The sequence below is a fragment of the Nostoc sp. ChiQUE02 genome, from assembly GCF_034531305.2.
Classification (GTDB): Bacteria; Cyanobacteriota; Cyanobacteriia; order Cyanobacteriales; family Nostocaceae; genus Nostoc.
In genome coordinates this window covers 36,775-53,217 of the sequence record NZ_JAVRBN020000019.1, presented here as the reverse complement: position 1 = coordinate 53,217, position 16,443 = coordinate 36,775, and the positions used below count along the sequence as shown (strand labels likewise).

General features: G+C 41.2%; 15 protein-coding genes. 8 read left to right on the top strand and 7 right to left on the bottom strand.

Features of this window, described 5'->3' with window-relative positions:
• Positions 1-111 precede the first annotated feature (111 nt).
• Together RM347_RS20015 and RM347_RS20010 are read left to right on the top strand one after the other, a co-directional pair.
• Positions 112-855: a ferritin-like domain-containing protein gene (locus tag RM347_RS20015; protein ID WP_322716932.1), complete on the top strand. Its 744-nt coding sequence runs from the start codon at positions 112-114 to the stop codon at positions 853-855.
• Positions 856-1,019: 164 nt separating this feature from the next.
• On the top strand, positions 1,020-1,367 hold the full coding sequence (locus RM347_RS20010) for a winged helix-turn-helix transcriptional regulator (protein ID WP_322716931.1): 348 nt from the start codon (positions 1,020-1,022) through the stop codon (positions 1,365-1,367).
• 70 nt (positions 1,368-1,437) lie between these two features.
• Here RM347_RS20010 and RM347_RS20005 read toward each other — a convergent pair whose 3' ends face one another.
• From RM347_RS20005 to RM347_RS19995, 3 genes are read right to left on the bottom strand one after another with little or no spacing between them, the layout of a single operon-like run.
• On the bottom strand, positions 1,438-1,833 hold the full coding sequence (locus RM347_RS20005; RefSeq protein ID WP_322716930.1) for a salt stress protein, Slr1339 family: 396 nt from the start codon (positions 1,831-1,833) through the stop codon (positions 1,438-1,440).
• A 27-nt stretch (positions 1,834-1,860) separates the two neighbouring features.
• The gene (locus RM347_RS20000) at positions 1,861-2,466 is read right to left on the bottom strand and encodes a vWA domain-containing protein (protein WP_322716929.1); all 606 of its coding nucleotides are present in this window, start codon (positions 2,464-2,466) and stop codon (positions 1,861-1,863) included.
• A 55-nt stretch (positions 2,467-2,521) separates the two neighbouring features.
• Entirely contained in the window at positions 2,522-3,127 is a 606-nt protein-coding gene (locus RM347_RS19995) for a vWA domain-containing protein (RefSeq protein ID WP_322716928.1), read from the bottom strand.
• Positions 3,128-3,429: 302 nt separating this feature from the next.
• On the opposite strand from RM347_RS19995, the gene RM347_RS19990 reads away from it, so the two are divergent.
• Positions 3,430-6,516, top strand: coding sequence for a PAS domain-containing sensor histidine kinase (locus RM347_RS19990; RefSeq protein WP_322716927.1), 3,087 nt, complete (start codon positions 3,430-3,432; stop codon positions 6,514-6,516).
• Positions 6,517-6,528: 12 nt separating this feature from the next.
• Here RM347_RS19990 and obgE read toward each other — a convergent pair whose 3' ends face one another.
• Both obgE and RM347_RS19980 read right to left on the bottom strand, forming a co-directional pair.
• Positions 6,529-7,557 (bottom strand): GTPase ObgE, encoded by a 1,029-nt coding sequence (gene obgE / locus RM347_RS19985; protein ID WP_322716926.1) that lies wholly within the window; start codon positions 7,555-7,557, stop codon positions 6,529-6,531.
• Positions 7,558-7,631: 74 nt separating this feature from the next.
• Entirely contained in the window at positions 7,632-8,309 is a 678-nt protein-coding gene (locus tag RM347_RS19980) for a Mo-dependent nitrogenase C-terminal domain-containing protein (protein ID WP_322716925.1), read from the bottom strand.
• A 554-nt stretch (positions 8,310-8,863) separates the two neighbouring features.
• Here RM347_RS19980 and RM347_RS19975 point away from each other — a divergent pair.
• A complete protein-coding gene (locus tag RM347_RS19975; protein ID WP_322716924.1) occupies positions 8,864-9,970 on the top strand; it encodes a glutamate--cysteine ligase in 1,107 nt (368 codons plus the stop codon).
• A gap of 124 nt (positions 9,971-10,094) precedes the next feature.
• Here the strand turns inward: RM347_RS19975 and RM347_RS19970 are convergent, their stop codons facing one another.
• Positions 10,095-10,343: an FAD-binding protein gene (locus RM347_RS19970; protein ID WP_322716923.1), complete on the bottom strand. Its 249-nt coding sequence runs from the start codon at positions 10,341-10,343 to the stop codon at positions 10,095-10,097.
• 548 nt (positions 10,344-10,891) lie between these two features.
• Between RM347_RS19970 and RM347_RS19965 the strand changes: the two genes are divergently transcribed.
• The 3 genes from RM347_RS19965 to RM347_RS19955 all read left to right on the top strand — a co-directional run bounded on the left by RM347_RS19965 (position 10,892) and on the right by RM347_RS19955 (position 13,107).
• Positions 10,892-11,248: a hypothetical protein gene (locus RM347_RS19965; RefSeq protein ID WP_322716922.1), complete on the top strand. Its 357-nt coding sequence runs from the start codon at positions 10,892-10,894 to the stop codon at positions 11,246-11,248.
• A gap of 397 nt (positions 11,249-11,645) precedes the next feature.
• Positions 11,646-12,185, top strand: a complete 540-nt coding sequence (locus RM347_RS19960) for a Dps family protein (protein ID WP_322716921.1) — start codon at positions 11,646-11,648, stop codon at positions 12,183-12,185.
• Between the two features lie 154 nt (positions 12,186-12,339).
• On the top strand, positions 12,340-13,107 hold the full coding sequence (locus tag RM347_RS19955) for a ChaB family protein (RefSeq protein ID WP_322716920.1): 768 nt from the start codon (positions 12,340-12,342) through the stop codon (positions 13,105-13,107).
• Positions 13,108-13,587: 480 nt separating this feature from the next.
• On the opposite strand, the gene RM347_RS19950 is transcribed toward RM347_RS19955, so the two are convergent.
• Positions 13,588-13,842, bottom strand: coding sequence for a hypothetical protein (locus RM347_RS19950; protein WP_193948341.1), 255 nt, complete (start codon positions 13,840-13,842; stop codon positions 13,588-13,590).
• Between the two features lie 196 nt (positions 13,843-14,038).
• Between RM347_RS19950 and RM347_RS19945 the strand changes: the two genes are divergently transcribed.
• Positions 14,039-16,423: a tetratricopeptide repeat protein gene (locus RM347_RS19945; protein ID WP_428850584.1), complete on the top strand. Its 2,385-nt coding sequence runs from the start codon at positions 14,039-14,041 to the stop codon at positions 16,421-16,423.
• The last annotated feature ends 20 nt before the right edge of the window (positions 16,424-16,443 follow it).

The following is a 16,443-nucleotide window of genomic DNA, read 5'->3' as shown; positions in this document are numbered from 1 at the left end:
CCCCCCCTGCTTCCCCTGCTTCCCCTGCTCCCTGCCCCCTGGCGGCAACCGAATAGAAAATGCGGATTAGTATAAGAATTGTAACCTTCCAATTGTCAGCGGGAATTTCTGATGAACTTCTTGACTCACGTTCTGCATCTAGCTGGTTCAGGCGCTTTTGCCTATTACTCTGCTGCTCAAATTCGTGATTCTAAAACCCGTCCCAACATCCTTGCGGGGTTTCAGTTGGCTGAATCTGGCTCTGTGCCATTTTTATCTGCACTTAGCGATCGCGCATCTGCCGAAGGCGATACATGGCTAGCCGAAAAACTAGCAAAACATGCATCAGATGAAACTAGGCATGGCCAAATTTTTGCCCACGCCTTACAACAGCTGAATAAACAAGTTATAGATTTCAAGCGTCAACCCCAAACTCCATCCACAAAGAAATCACAACAGCGTAGTCCCTTTTTTGCAGCATTCTTTGAGGGTTACCCTCAAGAACAGCTAAAACCGGCTGTCATTGATTGGGATGTGTTTATGGCTAGCACATACATTCTGGAGTTAGATGCTAGTAAAGATTTTGCGCGAATGGCAAAAGTATTACCTGATAACGAGCCAACCGCTCGGAACTTGAAGTTAGGAATGCTAAGTATTGCCCAAGATGAAACTGGACATGCTGCTTATCTCTACGAAGCGATGATGCGACGGATGTCTGCGACTAAGGTGCAAAAACTCGTAGATATGTGGCGAACCCGTAAGGTGAACGCCTTGCTGGCAATGGTTGGCGGTATCCTCCAACGCAACGGCGAAACGCGATCGCTAGTCCAGGATAGTGCGCCGTCGGAAATCGATTCTGAATTGATAGCTACGTAATTAGAGATATCCTTGAGTATCCAATGTTCAAAAAATTGAGAACATTCACCATCTAGCTTGAAAGGCAGGAGGTTTGGCTCTTGCCTTCTTCAAATTAATTTCACACTACTTTCCCTGACGCACTATCCAGTAAACCTGAGTAAAGTTCTTCCTAAAAACTAACTATGAAAGCTGAAGCAGAAAATAATAGCAGGCTGACTTGTGAAGTAGAAACTACCCTAAAGGTGATTGGCGGACGCTGGAAAGTTTTGATTATTAGAGAATTAATGACTGGTGTCAAACGATTTGGCGAGTTGCAGCGAGCTTTACCAGGAGTTACGCAAAAGATGCTGACCCAGCAACTCAGAGAAATGGAGGTAGACGGTATTATTCATCGAGAAGTTTATCCCCAAATTCCACCCAAGGTAGAATATTCACTAACGCCTTTAGGAGAAACTTTGCAACCAATTCTTTATGCTATGCATGAATGGGCTGTGAAACATTTAGCTCTAACAAATCACCATAAATATTGATTATAGGTAATAAATAATAATTGCTACCTTATAATTTTAGCTAGCAGATTTATCCGAATTACGAATTATTTTATTCGTTGTTGTGTAAATATTCAATTGCTGCCTCTAATTTTGAGGGGTAACTTTCAGCAAACCTTTCAAACCAAAGTCCTTCAGACGATAGTGGATCTACTTTAGCTAACCATTCTTTTGCCTGCACTTTCAAAGCCTCTAGTTGTTTGGCTTTGAGTTGTTCTTGTTGAATTCTTTCGTGTTCTAGTTCTTGCTGTCTTTTTAACTCCATAGCAGCATCCTCTTCTGCAAAATCAGCCTTAACTTCTGCCAAAAGGTTATCCATGAAAGATGCCGACTTTGGCGATGGTGGGATAAAGGGTTTGGCTGTGGCTGATTTTGACTGCTGCTGTTGAGGTTGTACTTCTTTGTATCCAGTTTCGAGTTGAGCTAATAGCTTATCAATGGAATCCATTTTTGCAATTCCTAATAAATAGTATAGCTAGTCATTAATGGCATTAAGTAGCACTTCCGATAGACTCAAATCTTCCATATCTTCCATAGTAATTGTGTCACAAATATCAAACTTAGCACCAGCACTTTGGAGTTCATCGTCTAAGAGTTTGAGAAAGCGGGTAGCTTGCTGATCTGTCCCAACTTGAATGAAAGAAATAGCTAATTCTTCATCTCGATCTATGCGGCGAGAAGCTTCAATAATTACCCTCATGACTGCTTTGCGATCGTCCGGTTCACCATCAGTAACCACTAAAATTGTTTCACCATTTGGTTTTGTTTGACCGGCTGCTTTGCGTTGAAGGTAATCATCAGTTGCGTGTTTTAACACACCTGCTAAGTCAGTTGTACCAGAGGGATCGTTTTCTCGAAAAATTTGTGCTACTTTGCTAGATGTAACATTTTCGTATCGCTTAAATTTACCAGAAAATACATAGATAGTGATCCCATCTGGGTCAAATTGTTCACACTTACTAGCTAAAGCTAAAGTAGATTCCTGGGCTGCAACCCATCTACTTCTACCACCCTTTTGGTCTTGGGTTGCCATGCTGCCGCTTTTATCGATAATCAAGGTATAGTCACGATTTTCTAGCATTATTCAATTCTCCAATTAAGAGTTCAGAGTTACTGGACTATGAGCGATTAACACATTAGTCAGTTATTGCATTCGTCAATACATCTACAAGGCTCATCTCTTCTAAGTCGTCTAAAGTGACGGTATCGCAAATATCAAATTTAGCGCCAACACTTTGCAACTGGTCATCCAAAGCCTTGAGGAACTTAGTTGCTTGGGCATCTGAACCTACTTGAATGATCGAAATTGCTAATTCTTCATCACGTTCCATCTGGCGAGTAGCATGAATGATGACTTCAAACACAGCTTTGCGATCATCTGGTTCACCATCGGTGATGACTAAAATTGTCTCTCCGTTTGGCTTAGTTTTACCGGCTGCTTTGCGTTGAAAGTAGTTATTGAGTGCATCCTGAAGTACACCTGCTAAATTTGTCGTCCCAGCAGGGTCATTTTCGAGAAATATCTGTGCGACTTTAGCTGAGGTGACATCGTCGTAGCGTTTAAATCTACCGGAAAACAAGTACACCGTAATGCCATCGGGGTCAAACTGTTCGGCCTTTCTTGCCAAAGCAAGAGTAGACTCTTGGGCTATCTCCCATCTACTTCTACCACCCACTTGGTCGGGCGTGGACATACTACCGCTTTTGTCAATGATTAATGTATAGTCGCGATCGCTCATCATAATCTTCCTCTGATTGTTACCCTGTGGTTCTAGTCTAACTCCGTTTTTTTACGAGCAAGCAAGGCTTTTAAGCATTTGTATCAATTATGCTATTCAAAAAAGCTGCGCCACAGTCGATAAATGCGATTGCCTAGCCTCTTTGAACAAAATCTTCCTAATCCCCAATCCCCTGGAAACACCAAAATTTAGAGATTGCTTTGGTTGTTGCATCATTTAGTCTGGGAATAATAAATACTACTCTTGCTGACACACACGTAGCTAAACAAAAGCTGTTTAGCTTGATTTTAGAAATAAATTCGGGTATGAACCATTCTAGATTCTTAAATAACCCCGCGCAAAAACAAAACACGCAGCCGCAAAACTTCTCCTTGACATTTCTGCATCAGATAATCAATGGCATATCTGACCCAATTTTTGTCAAAGACCGTCAACATCGCTGGGTATTACTTAACGATACCTACTGTGATTTCGTCGGTCATAGCCGAGAAGAATTAATTGGCAAGTCAGACTATGATTTTTTTCCTCAAGCAGAAGCTGATGTGTTCCGAGAAAAAGATGAACTGGTTTTTACCACAAATATTACTAATGAGAACCAGGATCTTTTTACCGATGCTCAGGGTATAACTCATCTCATCTCTACAAAAAAGTCTTGCTTTGAGGATGAGACTGGTAATAAATTTCTGGTGGGTAGTATTCGAGACATCATTTTACCGAATCAAACCGAGAAAGTTCCGAGTGTGACCGTCAGAGTTACTGATACTACTGATCTTATGGAAACCTGTGAGGCACTTCGGGAAACCCTGGAAGAACTCCAGGTAGTTGAAGAAGAACTGCGCCAACAAAACGAAGAATTAGCGATCGCTCGTGAAACGGCTGAATTAGAGCATCAGCGTTACCAGGATTTGTTTGATCTCGCCCCAGATGCTTACTTGGTGACCGATGTAGCCGGCATCATCAAAGAGGCTAACTATGTAGCCGCAGCCTTACTATCTGTGAGACAAAAGTATCTGTTAGGTAAACCATTCATCCTGTTTGTCGCTGAACCAGACCGCCAAACCTTTATGAACCAACTGGCAAATTTGCAGCAGGTGCAGAATTGGGAAGTTGATCTACAGCCACGAAGAGGCACAGCCTTTCCTGCTCAGATCAGGATGGTTGCTATGTATAATTCACAAGGTCAGCAGGTAGGCTGGCGTTGGTTGCTTTGCGACATCAGCGAACAACAAGCTGCGCTGCGCTTACGCCAGCAAGCAGAGAAAGACCTACACCGCATTAATGCTGTACTCCAAGCTCAACAAGAAGCTTCCATCGATGGAATTCTAATTGTTGATGAAAATCTTACAGTTACATCATTTAATCAGAAATTCTCCCAGCTATGGCAAATTCCTGCGGCACTGATCCAAGCAGGGAACGATCGCCAACTCGTGGCATGGGTACTAGACAAACTAGTAAATCCAGACGAATTTCTGGCTAAGGTAGAGTATCTTTACCAGCATCCAGAGGAAAGTAGCCGTGATGAAATTTTCCTCAAGTCTGGAGAGATTTTTGAGCGTTATTCTGCACCCGTGCGTAAACAGCAAGGGGCTTGTGATGAGATATCACCTTTAGGAGACTATTACGGTAGGATTTGGTATTATCGCGACATTACCGAATACAAGCAAGCAGAGGCAGAACTCAGGGGTTCACAGCAAAGACTGGCGTTGCTGATTGAACAAACACCTTTAGCGATTATTGAATGGAATTCCAACTTTGAGATTCAGACATGGAATCGAGCAGCAGAAAGAATCTTTGGATACACCACAGAGGAGATGCTGGGGAATCGTTTTGAGATGATAGTACCTGAAAACGCCAGAAAGCACGTAAATGAGATTATCACTGCCCTGTTAACACAATGTGGAGGAAGTTTTAGTGTCAACAATAACCTCACTAAAGATGGCAGGACGATGGTCTGTGAGTGGTATAACAACCCGTTAGTGGCTCCTGATAGCCAGGTGATTGGCGTTGCCTCAATGGTGCTGGACATCACAGAACGCAAACGAGCAGAAGAGGAACAGCAAAAATTTGTAGCATTGATTGAAAACAGCAGCGACTTTATTGGCATTGCTTCAATGGAAGGGCAAGTTCTGTATGTGAACCCTGCCGGACTCAAAATGCTGGGACTTAGTAGCCTGGAAGCAGCCAAAACTAAGTTAGTGACTGATTTTCATTCACCAGAAGCTTTTGCAGAGTTTCAGCAACAAATTATTCCTTTGATGTCTCAACATGGTTCCTGGCAAGGTGAGTTTCGCCATAGGCATTTTCAAACAGGTATAGAAATTCCCACTGATTGCAACATGTTCATGGTTAAACATCCTGAAACAGGAGAGCCTTTCTGTCAGGTAGCTGTTGCTAGGGACATCACAGAACGTAAACAAGCCAAGGAAGCCCTGCTAAAGTCGGAAGGGCAACTACGACAACAAGCCGAAGAACTTAAAGTTGCACTCCACGAACTTCAACACACCCAGACTCACTTAATTCAAACTGAAAAGATGTCCAGTTTGGGTCAACTAGTTGCAGGAGTGGCACACGAAATCAACAACCCGGTCAATTTTATCTATGGCAACCTCAGCCCTGCCAAAGAATACACCCAAGATTTACTTTCACTTTTGCAACTCTACCAAAATCATTATCCTGAACCTGTGCCAGAAATTCAGGATTTTGCAGAACTAATCGAACTAGACTTTTTGAAATCAGATTTGCCACAAATAATCAACTCAATGAAAGTTGGCGCAGACCGCATTCGAGAGATTGTGCTTTCCCTGCGAACTTTTTCGCGTTTGGATGAAGCCGAAATGAAAGCTGTTGATATTCATGAGGGAATCGACAGTACTCTGATGATTTTGCAAAGCCGCCTCAAGGGTAATGACCAACGCCCGACAATTGAAATAATTAAAGAATACGGCAAACTACCGCTGGTTGAATGTTACGCTGGGCAGCTAAATCAAGTATTCATGAATATTTTGTCAAATGCGATCGATGCCTTGGAAGAGCCATACCCTGCGGGAAGGCGAAGCGCCTACGTCATTTGTCCTATCCTTGGGGAAAATGCCCGAAGGATAGAGCAAAGAACTCCGCCGCACATTTGCATTCGCACCCAACTACAGCAGCCAAATCACGTAACAATTAGGATTATTGACAATGGATTGGGAATACCAGAAGATGTTAAAAAACAACTATTTGACCCCTTCTTTACTACCAAACCCATTGGCCAAGGTACGGGGATGGGTCTTGCCATTAGCTACCAAATCATTACAGAAAAACATCGCGGTTCCTTGGAATGTTTTTCGGAGCCGGGACAAGGCGCTGAGTTTGTGATTAAGATTCCCCTGATTCAGCATCCGTCAACATAATTCGTCATTTCGTTAGCTAAATACCTCCACTTCTTCAGGAACCTTCATTTGGTCGAGAATTCCCCAAATTTCCTGTAACATCGGGTCTAACCCGGTGCGAGTAACCGCTGAAATCACAAAAACCGGGGCGTAGGAGAGATGATTAAGTTGGGTGGCTAACGCCTCTAAATCCACAGTTTCCCGATCGACTGCATCAATTTTGTTCAGCGCCAAAATTTGCGGACGTTCTGCTAAACCCCGTCCATAAGCTTGTAATTCTTCCTTAATTGTGTTGTAGTCTCTAATCACATCATCGCTAGTGGCATCAATCAAGTGAAGTAGCACTCGCGTGCGCTCGATATGACGCAAGAAATCATGTCCCAGCCCTGCACCGTGAGACGCGCCCTCAATTAGTCCGGGAATGTCGGCGAAAACAGTACCATCGCCAGTAGGTTTCCGCACTACACCCAAATTTGGGATAAGGGTAGTGAAGGGGTAGTCTGCGATTTTCGGACGTGCTGCTGATAAAGATGAAATTAGAGTGGATTTACCAGCATTTGGTAAGCCAATAATTCCGACTTCTGCCAAAAGTTTTAACTCCAGGCGCAGCTGCTTTATTTCGCCTGGTAATCCTGGGAGGGCGTATTCTGGGGCGCGGTTACGGTTACTCAAGAAATGCTGATTTCCCAGTCCGCCTTTACCACCTTGGGCAATCAGCAAAGTCTGCTTAGGTTCAATTAAATCCCCTAACAATTCGCCAGTTTCAGCATCATAAATGGTTGTACCGCAGGGAACTTCGATGATCAAATCCTTTCCTGCTGCTCCAGTGCAGTTATTTGGGCCACCACGAGTCCCTTTTTCTGCCTGAAAGCGATGGTTATATCTGAAGTCTAGCAAGGTTTGCAGGTTTTCGTCGGCAACGAAAAATACTGAACCGCCTCTTCCCCCATTACCACCAGAGGGACCACCAGTTGGTACGTATTTCTCTCGCCGGAAGGCGACAATACCATCGCCGCCCTTACCAGCTTCAACTTCAATTTTTGCTTGGTCGATAAATTGCATACTTAAATAATAGTGAAAAGTGAGGAGTTAGGAATTAGGAGTTACAAATTATAACTCCTCACTCTTCACTTTAACTAAATATATGGTGAAACATCTTCACCACATTTATCTGCTAGATAAGAGAGGGCACGGAAACGTAAGCCCACTAGCTGCTCATACAAGGGGTTAATTTTACACATAGGCGGGATGTGGACAATCTTGCGTCCAAATAAGGTGACATCCCGCTCAAAGGGACACTGGGAGGGAATCATTTTACACAAAAAGCGGGCTACTCTTGGGTCTTGGATATCTAGCCCATCTAGCCAGTCACGCAGGGGGTGTAGTGCATCAATTTGACGCTTTGTAAGTCCAGGGCTGGAGATAACAGAGGTAACTTGCTGTGGGTTTTCTAGGGTGTGGCGAAGGGCTTCTAGTAAATTCTCTGGCTGTTCTAAGGCTTGACAGAACTGATGTAGAACCTCATCTTCGCTGGGGGAATAAGTACCATCTGCGATCGCTACCATTATCGCTGTCCTTAAAAAATTTTCCGCTGCTGGTGTACCTTTACCCAACACTGCGGCTAATTCTTCTGGCGTAATTACCTCTAGTGAGTCGCATTTAATCTTAGGAGCTAATTCATCTTTGGTGATGGTGGCAATTAATTCCTGCTCTTGGTCATCAAAATTACCATCAGCCCAAGCAATAGTAAGCAGTCCACGCAACCAAGCGGCAATCTGTTCGTTGCTGTAGGGGGATTGAACGGTACTTGTCATAAACTCACGTCTCAAGCTTTCCTCAGTCACTACTAAGCTACCCTACCCAGTGACTATGAAGATAGTGGGGCAGCAGAGAATGATCAAGAAAGCGCGTAGGCGTAGGCATCACCCCATAGAGACATAAACCAGAGAAGTTTTCAAATCGCAACAGTCGGTCTTGGGGTAAAATCCATTTGAGAGTAATCTTGAGAATTTTTTCTACTTAAACTGAAAAGGGAGATTTAATCTGTGTTGTGGAGGTATTCATGAATCAAACCAAAGTTCACCTCGGCATCATTCAACAAACACTACTAATTCCCCTCTGGGCTAAAGCTTGTGAGCTTCAGGCAGCAGTTCTAATTAATTAGAGTAGATCCTAAATCATCTGAGATTTTTGCAGCGTTCCCGCTTCTCCTGTCGGAGACGCTACGCGAACGGGTTGCCGTAGACATCGCTTATGAATTTGATTAACTTACTACTGCAAAATCTTCTTAGATAGACTGTTGTTTACAAGGAACTATCCTCTCCAACTGGGTACGCACCCACTTCAATAAACAATAAAGGTATACATAATGTTTTTATTTGGCATTGAGCATGAAGTTGCTTTCCTAAACAATGAAGGAAAGTTTGCTGATTTTTCCCACACAAAATTTGCTGATTTCAATCAAATTATTGAAAGGCTACCTACATACCCTAGCGACTATCCTCAACTGCGCGTAGGTGATGCAGGTATTAAGATGAAGAGATGGTATATTGAGGGATTTGAAAGATTTGCAGATTCCGATGAAGTGATAGACTGTCATGTTAAAGGTATTGAAATTAGAACAACCATACATTCTGATATTCAAAGCGCTATTACGGAATTATCAGAAAGTTTTCGCTTACTACGTGAAGTTGCTGCTAACTTTGACTTCTCACCAGTTTTGGTCAGTTTTAATCCCTACAATCCGGCTTTTGAGCCTCAACCTCCATTAAATGATTATGAAATCAAACAGCTAGAGGCTTATCCTGACGAACAAACTGCTAATATTCACATGGTATCTTATGGGCCAGATTTAAATATTTCAGTGGCAGATTTGTCTACCGAAAGTGTGATTGATATTGGTAGAAAGTTAACTTATTACAGCCCCTATATCGTTCCTTTTAGTTATAGTTCCCCTTTTTATAAAGGAGGTTTATGGGATGGGTTATCGGTACGAACGTTTATCAGAACTGGAAAAAGACCGGCAGCCCTAGTTTTTGTTCAGAAAGAAGAACAATTGATTAATAGTATACCCTCACTAACAAAAATAGCCCGCATTCCGGCTGAAGTAGGACGCATTGAATTTAAAGCTTGTGATAGTTGTGATGATTTTTTAATTTACGCGTCTTTGCTAGCGTTATTGAAAGGTTTGGTGTTAGATGAAACCTTGCTGGGTAGAGCAACTGTACCCGATGCAGGGTTACATCAACTTTCTGCAAAAGAAGGGTTTGACAACGAGGATATTTTTGGAAATGCGACAAAAGTCTTGCAAGCAGCCGAAGTTGCTTTGGGAGATGACCCAGATATTCATTATTTAACGGCGTTAAAAGTGCTGCTGGCGAAGCGAAAAACCAGATCCCATGAATTAATAGAAATGTTCCATCGCCTAAGTTCAATAGAAGAGGTAATAAGGCAGACTTATCAAGTTTACAGTTAATTGTAAATAGAGACTATTAAAGGTTGTTTGAAAAGTTATTCAGGTTGTCTGCAATTGGTAAAAGTTGCTCAATTGCAGTGGCAATTTGTACAAAAGCCTCAATTTTAGGCGAAGTGCAATGCCTTTAAATCCTCTCCAAGATAAGCTTCTTCCTGTGGCGATGCCTACGGCTGGCTACACCTACGCAAATAACATCAGGATGAGCTAAATTCCCAAGCGCGATCGCACCACCGCAACGGATGTTAGCCTTTTCTAAAATCAGCACATCTGCATTATGATTCGCTTGTTTTACCTTGACACCTGCCATTTTTCCTGCGGTACCACCGCCAATGACAAGTACATCTGTTTTGATCCGCTGGGTATTAATATTCATATATAAATCTCTAGATTCGCTGTGTAAGCCTGTGTAATATAAGTATTTTTTATAGCTTTTGGCATAAAATATTCACATGAATCAGCAGTAAACGCAAGCTCCTGTAAAAGTCTTCCTACTGATTGGATAAAGTCGAGCTAACTGAACATAAATAGTAGAGCCATTAACTTGCCAAAATTATATTAAGTCGATATACCTAGAGACTGATATTATTGCAACTAAAGATGTAGGAAACTTCATTCTAGAGATTGATGCAGACCTTAGCGTTTTCCAAGTAAAAGTAGAAACAGGGAGCCTGAAAACGAAGAATTTCAAGATGAAATCTAATGATTTTGCTAAAGAATTAAGGTGGTATTTGCTTATTATCCCTTACTAATTCAATGCAGAAATACAAAGAGAATTTCTTCGTCAGGTTTGTTTCTTAGGAGCTTACAGATTGAAGCGTAGCTTGCTAGTTTTATTATTGCTCAAGTTTGCCAAATAAAGTTATAAGCTCCGCTCTGTTAGTGAAAGTTCTGCGTTGTTAAAGCTGTTATCGAGGATTTCAAATGAAGATTATTGCTTCTGTTTTATCTATGTTACATCCAGTACGTTTTCTAGTTGTGGCTTTTACTTGCGCCTTACTATTGTTATCTAGTGCTTTTCCTGCTTTTGCGATCGATAGCTATCAAAGCGACCCTACTGAAGCCACTACACAACTGCTTGACATTCAGCGCAAAACTGACGAAGCCGCTAAAGAACCACCACAAGGATTGAAAAAGGTTCAAGAGGAGTCCAACAAAGGACTAAATGAAGTTCAGGGAGCGGCTGATATTGACAAGCAGAAGCGTCCAGAAAATTCACAAGGTGCAACATCAGTGGAAGAAAATATCAAGAATGTGTTGGAGAAAGTTACAGGTAAGTAACAGAGTTAATACCTTAGTAATTTTTTGGTAGTAATGGGTGATTGTGTAAGAGCAGTCACCCATTACTAATTAGTAATGTTAGTAACTTGAAGCTGGCAACTGTAACTAGGTAGATAAGGATGCTCACTCTGAACATTTGTGCTTAGACTGGGTTTAAATAATTTTGATTACAGATGTCTTCATTAACTATTTATATTTAATATTTTTATTTTTGTAGCTGACAAAATCAACAAAGTTCGCTAATTACTAGATTATTGGCTAAATACTACCTATTAAGGTATAGGCACAATTATCAATGTGGGAATTAATTTAAGCTCACAATGTTTCCTTTGGTTGATGTGGAATCTGTCTGAAATTTGGGAAGTTAATAAATAACTTTGCTTAGGGATGGAAAACAATGCGTGCGATAAACATTGGTTTGACAGAAGAACAGCGTCAAGGTGTAATTAATCTGTTAAATCAAGATTTGGCAGATGCCTATCTACTATTAGTAAAAACCAAAAAGTACCACTGGGATGTCGTTGGCCCTCAGTTCCGCTCTTTGCACCAGCTTTGGGAAGAACACTACGAAAAGCTGACTCTAAATATTGATGCCTTGGCAGAGCGGGTTCGTGCTTTGGGTGGTTACCCAGTTGGCTCATTGGAGGGATTTCTCAAGATTGCTACCCTCAAGGAACATGCTGGTAATGTTCCCACAGCAACGGGGATGGTATCTAATTTAGTGGACGATCACGAGCAGGTTATTCGTAACTTAAGGGATCATGTGGATCAGTCTGGTGAAAAGTTCCACGATCAGGGAACTGCTGACTTTTTGACTGGACTTATGGAAGAGCACGAGGAAATGGCTTGGATGCTGCGTTCATTTATTGAAGGGGAAGCACTGGGGCCAGATGGGAAACAGCCAGCAGAAGGGGTTAAAACACCTGTAGGTGTCTAGCTAGCTCATAACGTCACCAGTTGAGGACGGCTAACTGTCAAACCAGTTGAGGGAGGAATCAATCCTCCCTCAACTGGTGTCAAAGAATTAATCTGTCTGCATCTACCTATTCACCATCTTCATTGCAAAAAAATATAATACAAGGAGTCTTTAAGTGCCAGAAGTATATAAAGCAGAACGTACTATATCTGCTGTATTTAAAGAGCAGAAGCAAATTGATGATGTGATTCGACGTTTACTAGACAGGGGTGTGCCTAGAGATCATATTTCGGTCATGGGCAGAAACTTCCAGTCAGAAACGAGAATCGCTGGCTTTATTAGCAAAAAGGATGTGATTCTGGGAGGTTTGAGAACAGGGGCAGTTTTTGGTTCCTTGTTTGGTTCCTTCCTCAGCTTGCTCACCGGTGTAGGCGTACTGTTTATTCCCTTTGTCGGCCCAATCGTGGCAGCAGGGCCTATTGGTGCAGTGCTGTTGGGGGCTGCTAGTGGAGCGATCGCAGGTAGTGCAGGTGCGGGTCTCGTATCGGTTCTAACTACTTTGGGGATGCCAGAAGATAAAGCCACTATCTACCAAACCCGCTTACAAGCTGGCGAGTTCTTATTGATGGCAGAAGTTCCAAGCGATCGCACTGGCGAATTTCAATTGCTACTCGAAAGTGCTGGTGGCGAAGAAATTAACACGATTGAAAAAACCTTTGCTCGCCCTTGTCCTGGACAATGCAACAGTCCAGAAGATTTGTCTCCTGAGGTTCGCGCTCATCTTTCTGATGAAGCTCAACGCACATTTATTGAGCGCTATAACACTGTCTTCAATGAGAAAAATGACGAGTTCACTGCTGAACAAGCCGCCTGGGAGTCTGTTCATCAGCAATATGATGAAGATGAAAACGGCGTCTGGTCAAAAGCTAAGGTTAAAGCTTAAGGATTTCCAAGAAATAAATTATCCAATTTTATCCGGTGGGTATCTTGTCAGCATTTAGTTAAATCAAGTCGAGATATAATTTCTAACATAGCTGAGACTCTGTTTTTGTTCTTATTTATTTGAGTCTCAGTTTTTTGTGTGATTTTAAACCCCGTTCATCACTATTTATTAACTTTATTCTCAATAAATTAGGGACTTTGAAAAAGTCTTTAATTATTCAAACCTATACCTGTAAGCTTTTTCAGACTTCATGAATCCTCGAACTCACCTTAATGTAGGTTTACAATAACGACTATCATACGGCATTAATGTTTACATTCACTTCGGAGCAAGCAAAATAGTTCTTGCGGAAGTTGTCATGCGTCAATTGATAATGATAAATCTGTAATTTCTTGTTTCAATATCAACATTGATAGCTAAAAGCGGAGTATCTGGTGCAGCAGACTTTGGCCCAAGCCAGTTTATAAGCCATCAGCTGCTTTATTTGCTTGGGTGGGTTTGTATAGACGCTTTGTCGTTACCAATTTCTATACCAAGAAAAGGCAGTGACTCTGGGGTGCATCCCTGTCGGTTGGTGGACAAAGTTAAAATAGAGGGTGTTTGACTTATCGGTGTTTGTACTGGATCAAATTTTGGTGAGTCCAAAGACCTAGTAAACTGAATACATAACCCGGTAAACTGGATGCTCAAACCGATGACGGCTATGATGGCGGAAATCTTCTCGAAACGACTCATTGCTTTTTCCCTCCTGGTGTTTGAGATACCTTTGAGCAAGTTATTGGTTTGTTATTTGGTTGTTGCTTTGTTAAACCGATATCGGCGTAATTTCATAGTTGCACTGCTTGAATAAACACCAACTGCACAAAGCTGTGAGTCTTTATAAACAAGTCCAGTAAACGCTTGTGAAGCCGCTTGCATTTAGCATAAGAATATGAGTAAAGGACAGTTTGACAAAGCATTCAACGAGTTAACATACAGGCAACGGGAAGTATTGTTCGAGTTTTTGGCTGGACAGATAGATGAAGCGATCGCCAAATCCCTAAAGATGGCTCAATCAACGGTAAGACAACACATCAGAGTCATCTGGAGAAAGTTTGGTTTGAAAAATGAGTTTTCAGACGAACGCTGCTCAAAACGTGCTGATTTGATTGCTCTTTTTGAGAAGTACAAGCCAGACTTAGTAGGTGCTAAAACTCTTATACAAACCACAACATTAGAACAAATAACAACTCAAAAAAGCATACCAGATAAGAATTTTGTTGGGCGTGAAAGAGCGATCGCACATCTCAATAACTTCGATAGCCAAGGTGCAAAAGTTATCCTGATTCAAGCAAAAGGTGGTGTAGGAAAGACAACTTTAGCCAGAAATTATCTTAAGCAAAAATTTAGTTTTTATATAGAGTTTCCGATTGCCAAAGAAACCGAGAATATTACTCCAATTGGAAGTTTAGTTGAGGAACGGCTACGGCAACTGAATGAAGAACCAGGACGGGAGTTTGGTGTATCACTTGAACGCTTTCGCCAAAAACTTCAGGCTGAAAGAATTGGAGTTTTAATTGATAATCTTGAACCCGCACTGGATGAAAATGGTAAGTTTATCAAGCCTCATCGCTGCTATGTAGAGTTATTGCAAGTTTTAGCCGATCCAAGTTTGCAGTCATTGACGCTGATTACCAGCCGCGATCGCCTACATGAATCTGATGTTTCTGTTTCGTATTATATTCTGGAAGGTTTGTCTGTTAACGCATGGGAAGAATATTTTAACAGCCGCAGTCTTCAAACAAATTCTCCAGCTTTGAGTGCTATACATAATGCCTACGGAGGAAATGCTAAAGCAATGGAAATTATTGCTGGTGCTATTCAAGTAGATTATGCAGGGAATGTAGAGCAGTATTGGCAAATGAATCAGGGAGATTTATTAGTTGAGGCTGATTTAAGAGATTTAGTCACCACTCAGCTTAATCGTTTGGCACAACACCATTCTCCAGCTTTTAAGCTCCTCTGTCGTTTAGGATGTTATCGTTATCAAGATATTGCAACAGTTTCTATTAATGGGCTTTTTTCTTTGCTATGGGATGTGCCAGAGTCACAACGTCAGCGAGTAGTTAGTTCTTTGCGCGATCGCTCTTTGGTAGAGTTTCAAAATAGCGAATACTGGTTGCATCCGGTGATTAGGGAAGAAGCAATTAATAGGCTGAGAGCGAGTGAAGATTGGGAGACAGCAAACCGGAAAGCAGCAGAATTTTGGACAAACAGTGTTAACAAGGTTTACATTATGGAGGAAGCATTACAAGCTTTTGAAGCTTACTATCATTATTTAGCTATTGATGATTTTGAAGCGGCTTGTAGTGTAATGGTATATAGAAGAAAATCAAAATGGAAATGGCATAATTTAGAAGGTGGAGAAAATCTAGGTACTTCACTTCGGACATTAGGCCTATTACAAAAACTGATATTAGCGGGAACTCAAATAATTGGTAATGTTTTACGTGGAATAAATTTGGTAAGCATTCACCTTAATCTTGCTCAAAGCTATTGGATCGTTGGTAATCTTTCTGAAAGCTTTAGGGAGTATGAAAATGCAGAAATATTAGATATAGAATGCTTACATGCAAATACTAATAGCCAGAATGATTTAACATTAGATAGGTTTTATATGTGTTCATTAGTAGGCAAGGGGATTTGTAAAATAGATTTATTAGAAATGCAAGAAGCAGAAGAAATTTTTTTCAAGCTTTTAGAAATTTCTCAGCAAAAAAATCATTATAATTTTCAAATAGAAGCATATTATGGTTTAGCTTTTATATATTCAAATACATCATTTAAAGAAAAAGCACAAAATTTTGCTAATAAAAGTTATAACTCATCAAAAGATGACTCAGATGAATTAAATGAATGGGCTATAGGACATAGATTTATATTTCTAGGATTAACTTATAAAAATTTAGGAGATATCCAAACATCTTTTCAAATGTACAATCAGGCTGTTACTTTTGCTGATGACAACCACTACACTCAAATTAAAGCTAGGGCTTTAACTGGTCTAGCAGAACTTCATCGAGAACGGCAAGAATTTGAAACAGCATTTTCTGATCATTCAAAAGCGATAGAACTGCTGGAGAAAATAGGTGCTAAATGTGACCTTGCTGAAGCTTACTATCAATTGGGATTGACTCATCAAAAAAAGGAAGAATTAGAAAAAAGTAAAGAAAATTTTGAGAAAGCGATTCAACTCTTTAGAGAAATAGAAGCACCCAAGCAAGTAGAGAAGGTCCGACGTGCAACAGACAATGGTGAAAGTAATCAGATAGAGTGAAATGAAATACAAAATTCCGT

Excerpts from the sequence above, each read along its gene's own strand:
- RM347_RS20015 (WP_322716932.1), top strand. The coding sequence starts at position 112 with ATGAACTTCTTGACTCACGTTCTGCATCTAGCTGGTTCAGGCGCTTTT.
- RM347_RS20010 (WP_322716931.1), top strand. The coding sequence starts at position 1,020 with ATGAAAGCTGAAGCAGAAAATAATAGCAGGCTGACTTGTGAAGTAGAA.
- RM347_RS20005 (WP_322716930.1), bottom strand. The coding sequence starts at position 1,833 with ATGGATTCCATTGATAAGCTATTAGCTCAACTCGAAACTGGATACAAA.
- RM347_RS20000 (WP_322716929.1), bottom strand. The coding sequence starts at position 2,466 with ATGCTAGAAAATCGTGACTATACCTTGATTATCGATAAAAGCGGCAGC.
- RM347_RS19995 (WP_322716928.1), bottom strand. The coding sequence starts at position 3,127 with ATGATGAGCGATCGCGACTATACATTAATCATTGACAAAAGCGGTAGT.
- RM347_RS19990 (WP_322716927.1), top strand. The coding sequence starts at position 3,430 with ATGAACCATTCTAGATTCTTAAATAACCCCGCGCAAAAACAAAACACG.
- obgE (WP_322716926.1), bottom strand. The coding sequence starts at position 7,557 with ATGCAATTTATCGACCAAGCAAAAATTGAAGTTGAAGCTGGTAAGGGC.
- RM347_RS19980 (WP_322716925.1), bottom strand. The coding sequence starts at position 8,309 with ATGACAAGTACCGTTCAATCCCCCTACAGCAACGAACAGATTGCCGCT.
- RM347_RS19975 (WP_322716924.1), top strand. The coding sequence starts at position 8,864 with ATGTTTTTATTTGGCATTGAGCATGAAGTTGCTTTCCTAAACAATGAA.
- RM347_RS19970 (WP_322716923.1), bottom strand. The coding sequence starts at position 10,343 with ATGAATATTAATACCCAGCGGATCAAAACAGATGTACTTGTCATTGGC.
- RM347_RS19965 (WP_322716922.1), top strand. The coding sequence starts at position 10,892 with ATGAAGATTATTGCTTCTGTTTTATCTATGTTACATCCAGTACGTTTT.
- RM347_RS19960 (WP_322716921.1), top strand. The coding sequence starts at position 11,646 with ATGCGTGCGATAAACATTGGTTTGACAGAAGAACAGCGTCAAGGTGTA.
- RM347_RS19950 (WP_193948341.1), bottom strand. The coding sequence starts at position 13,842 with ATGAGTCGTTTCGAGAAGATTTCCGCCATCATAGCCGTCATCGGTTTG.
- RM347_RS19945 (WP_428850584.1), top strand. The coding sequence starts at position 14,039 with ATGAGTAAAGGACAGTTTGACAAAGCATTCAACGAGTTAACATACAGG.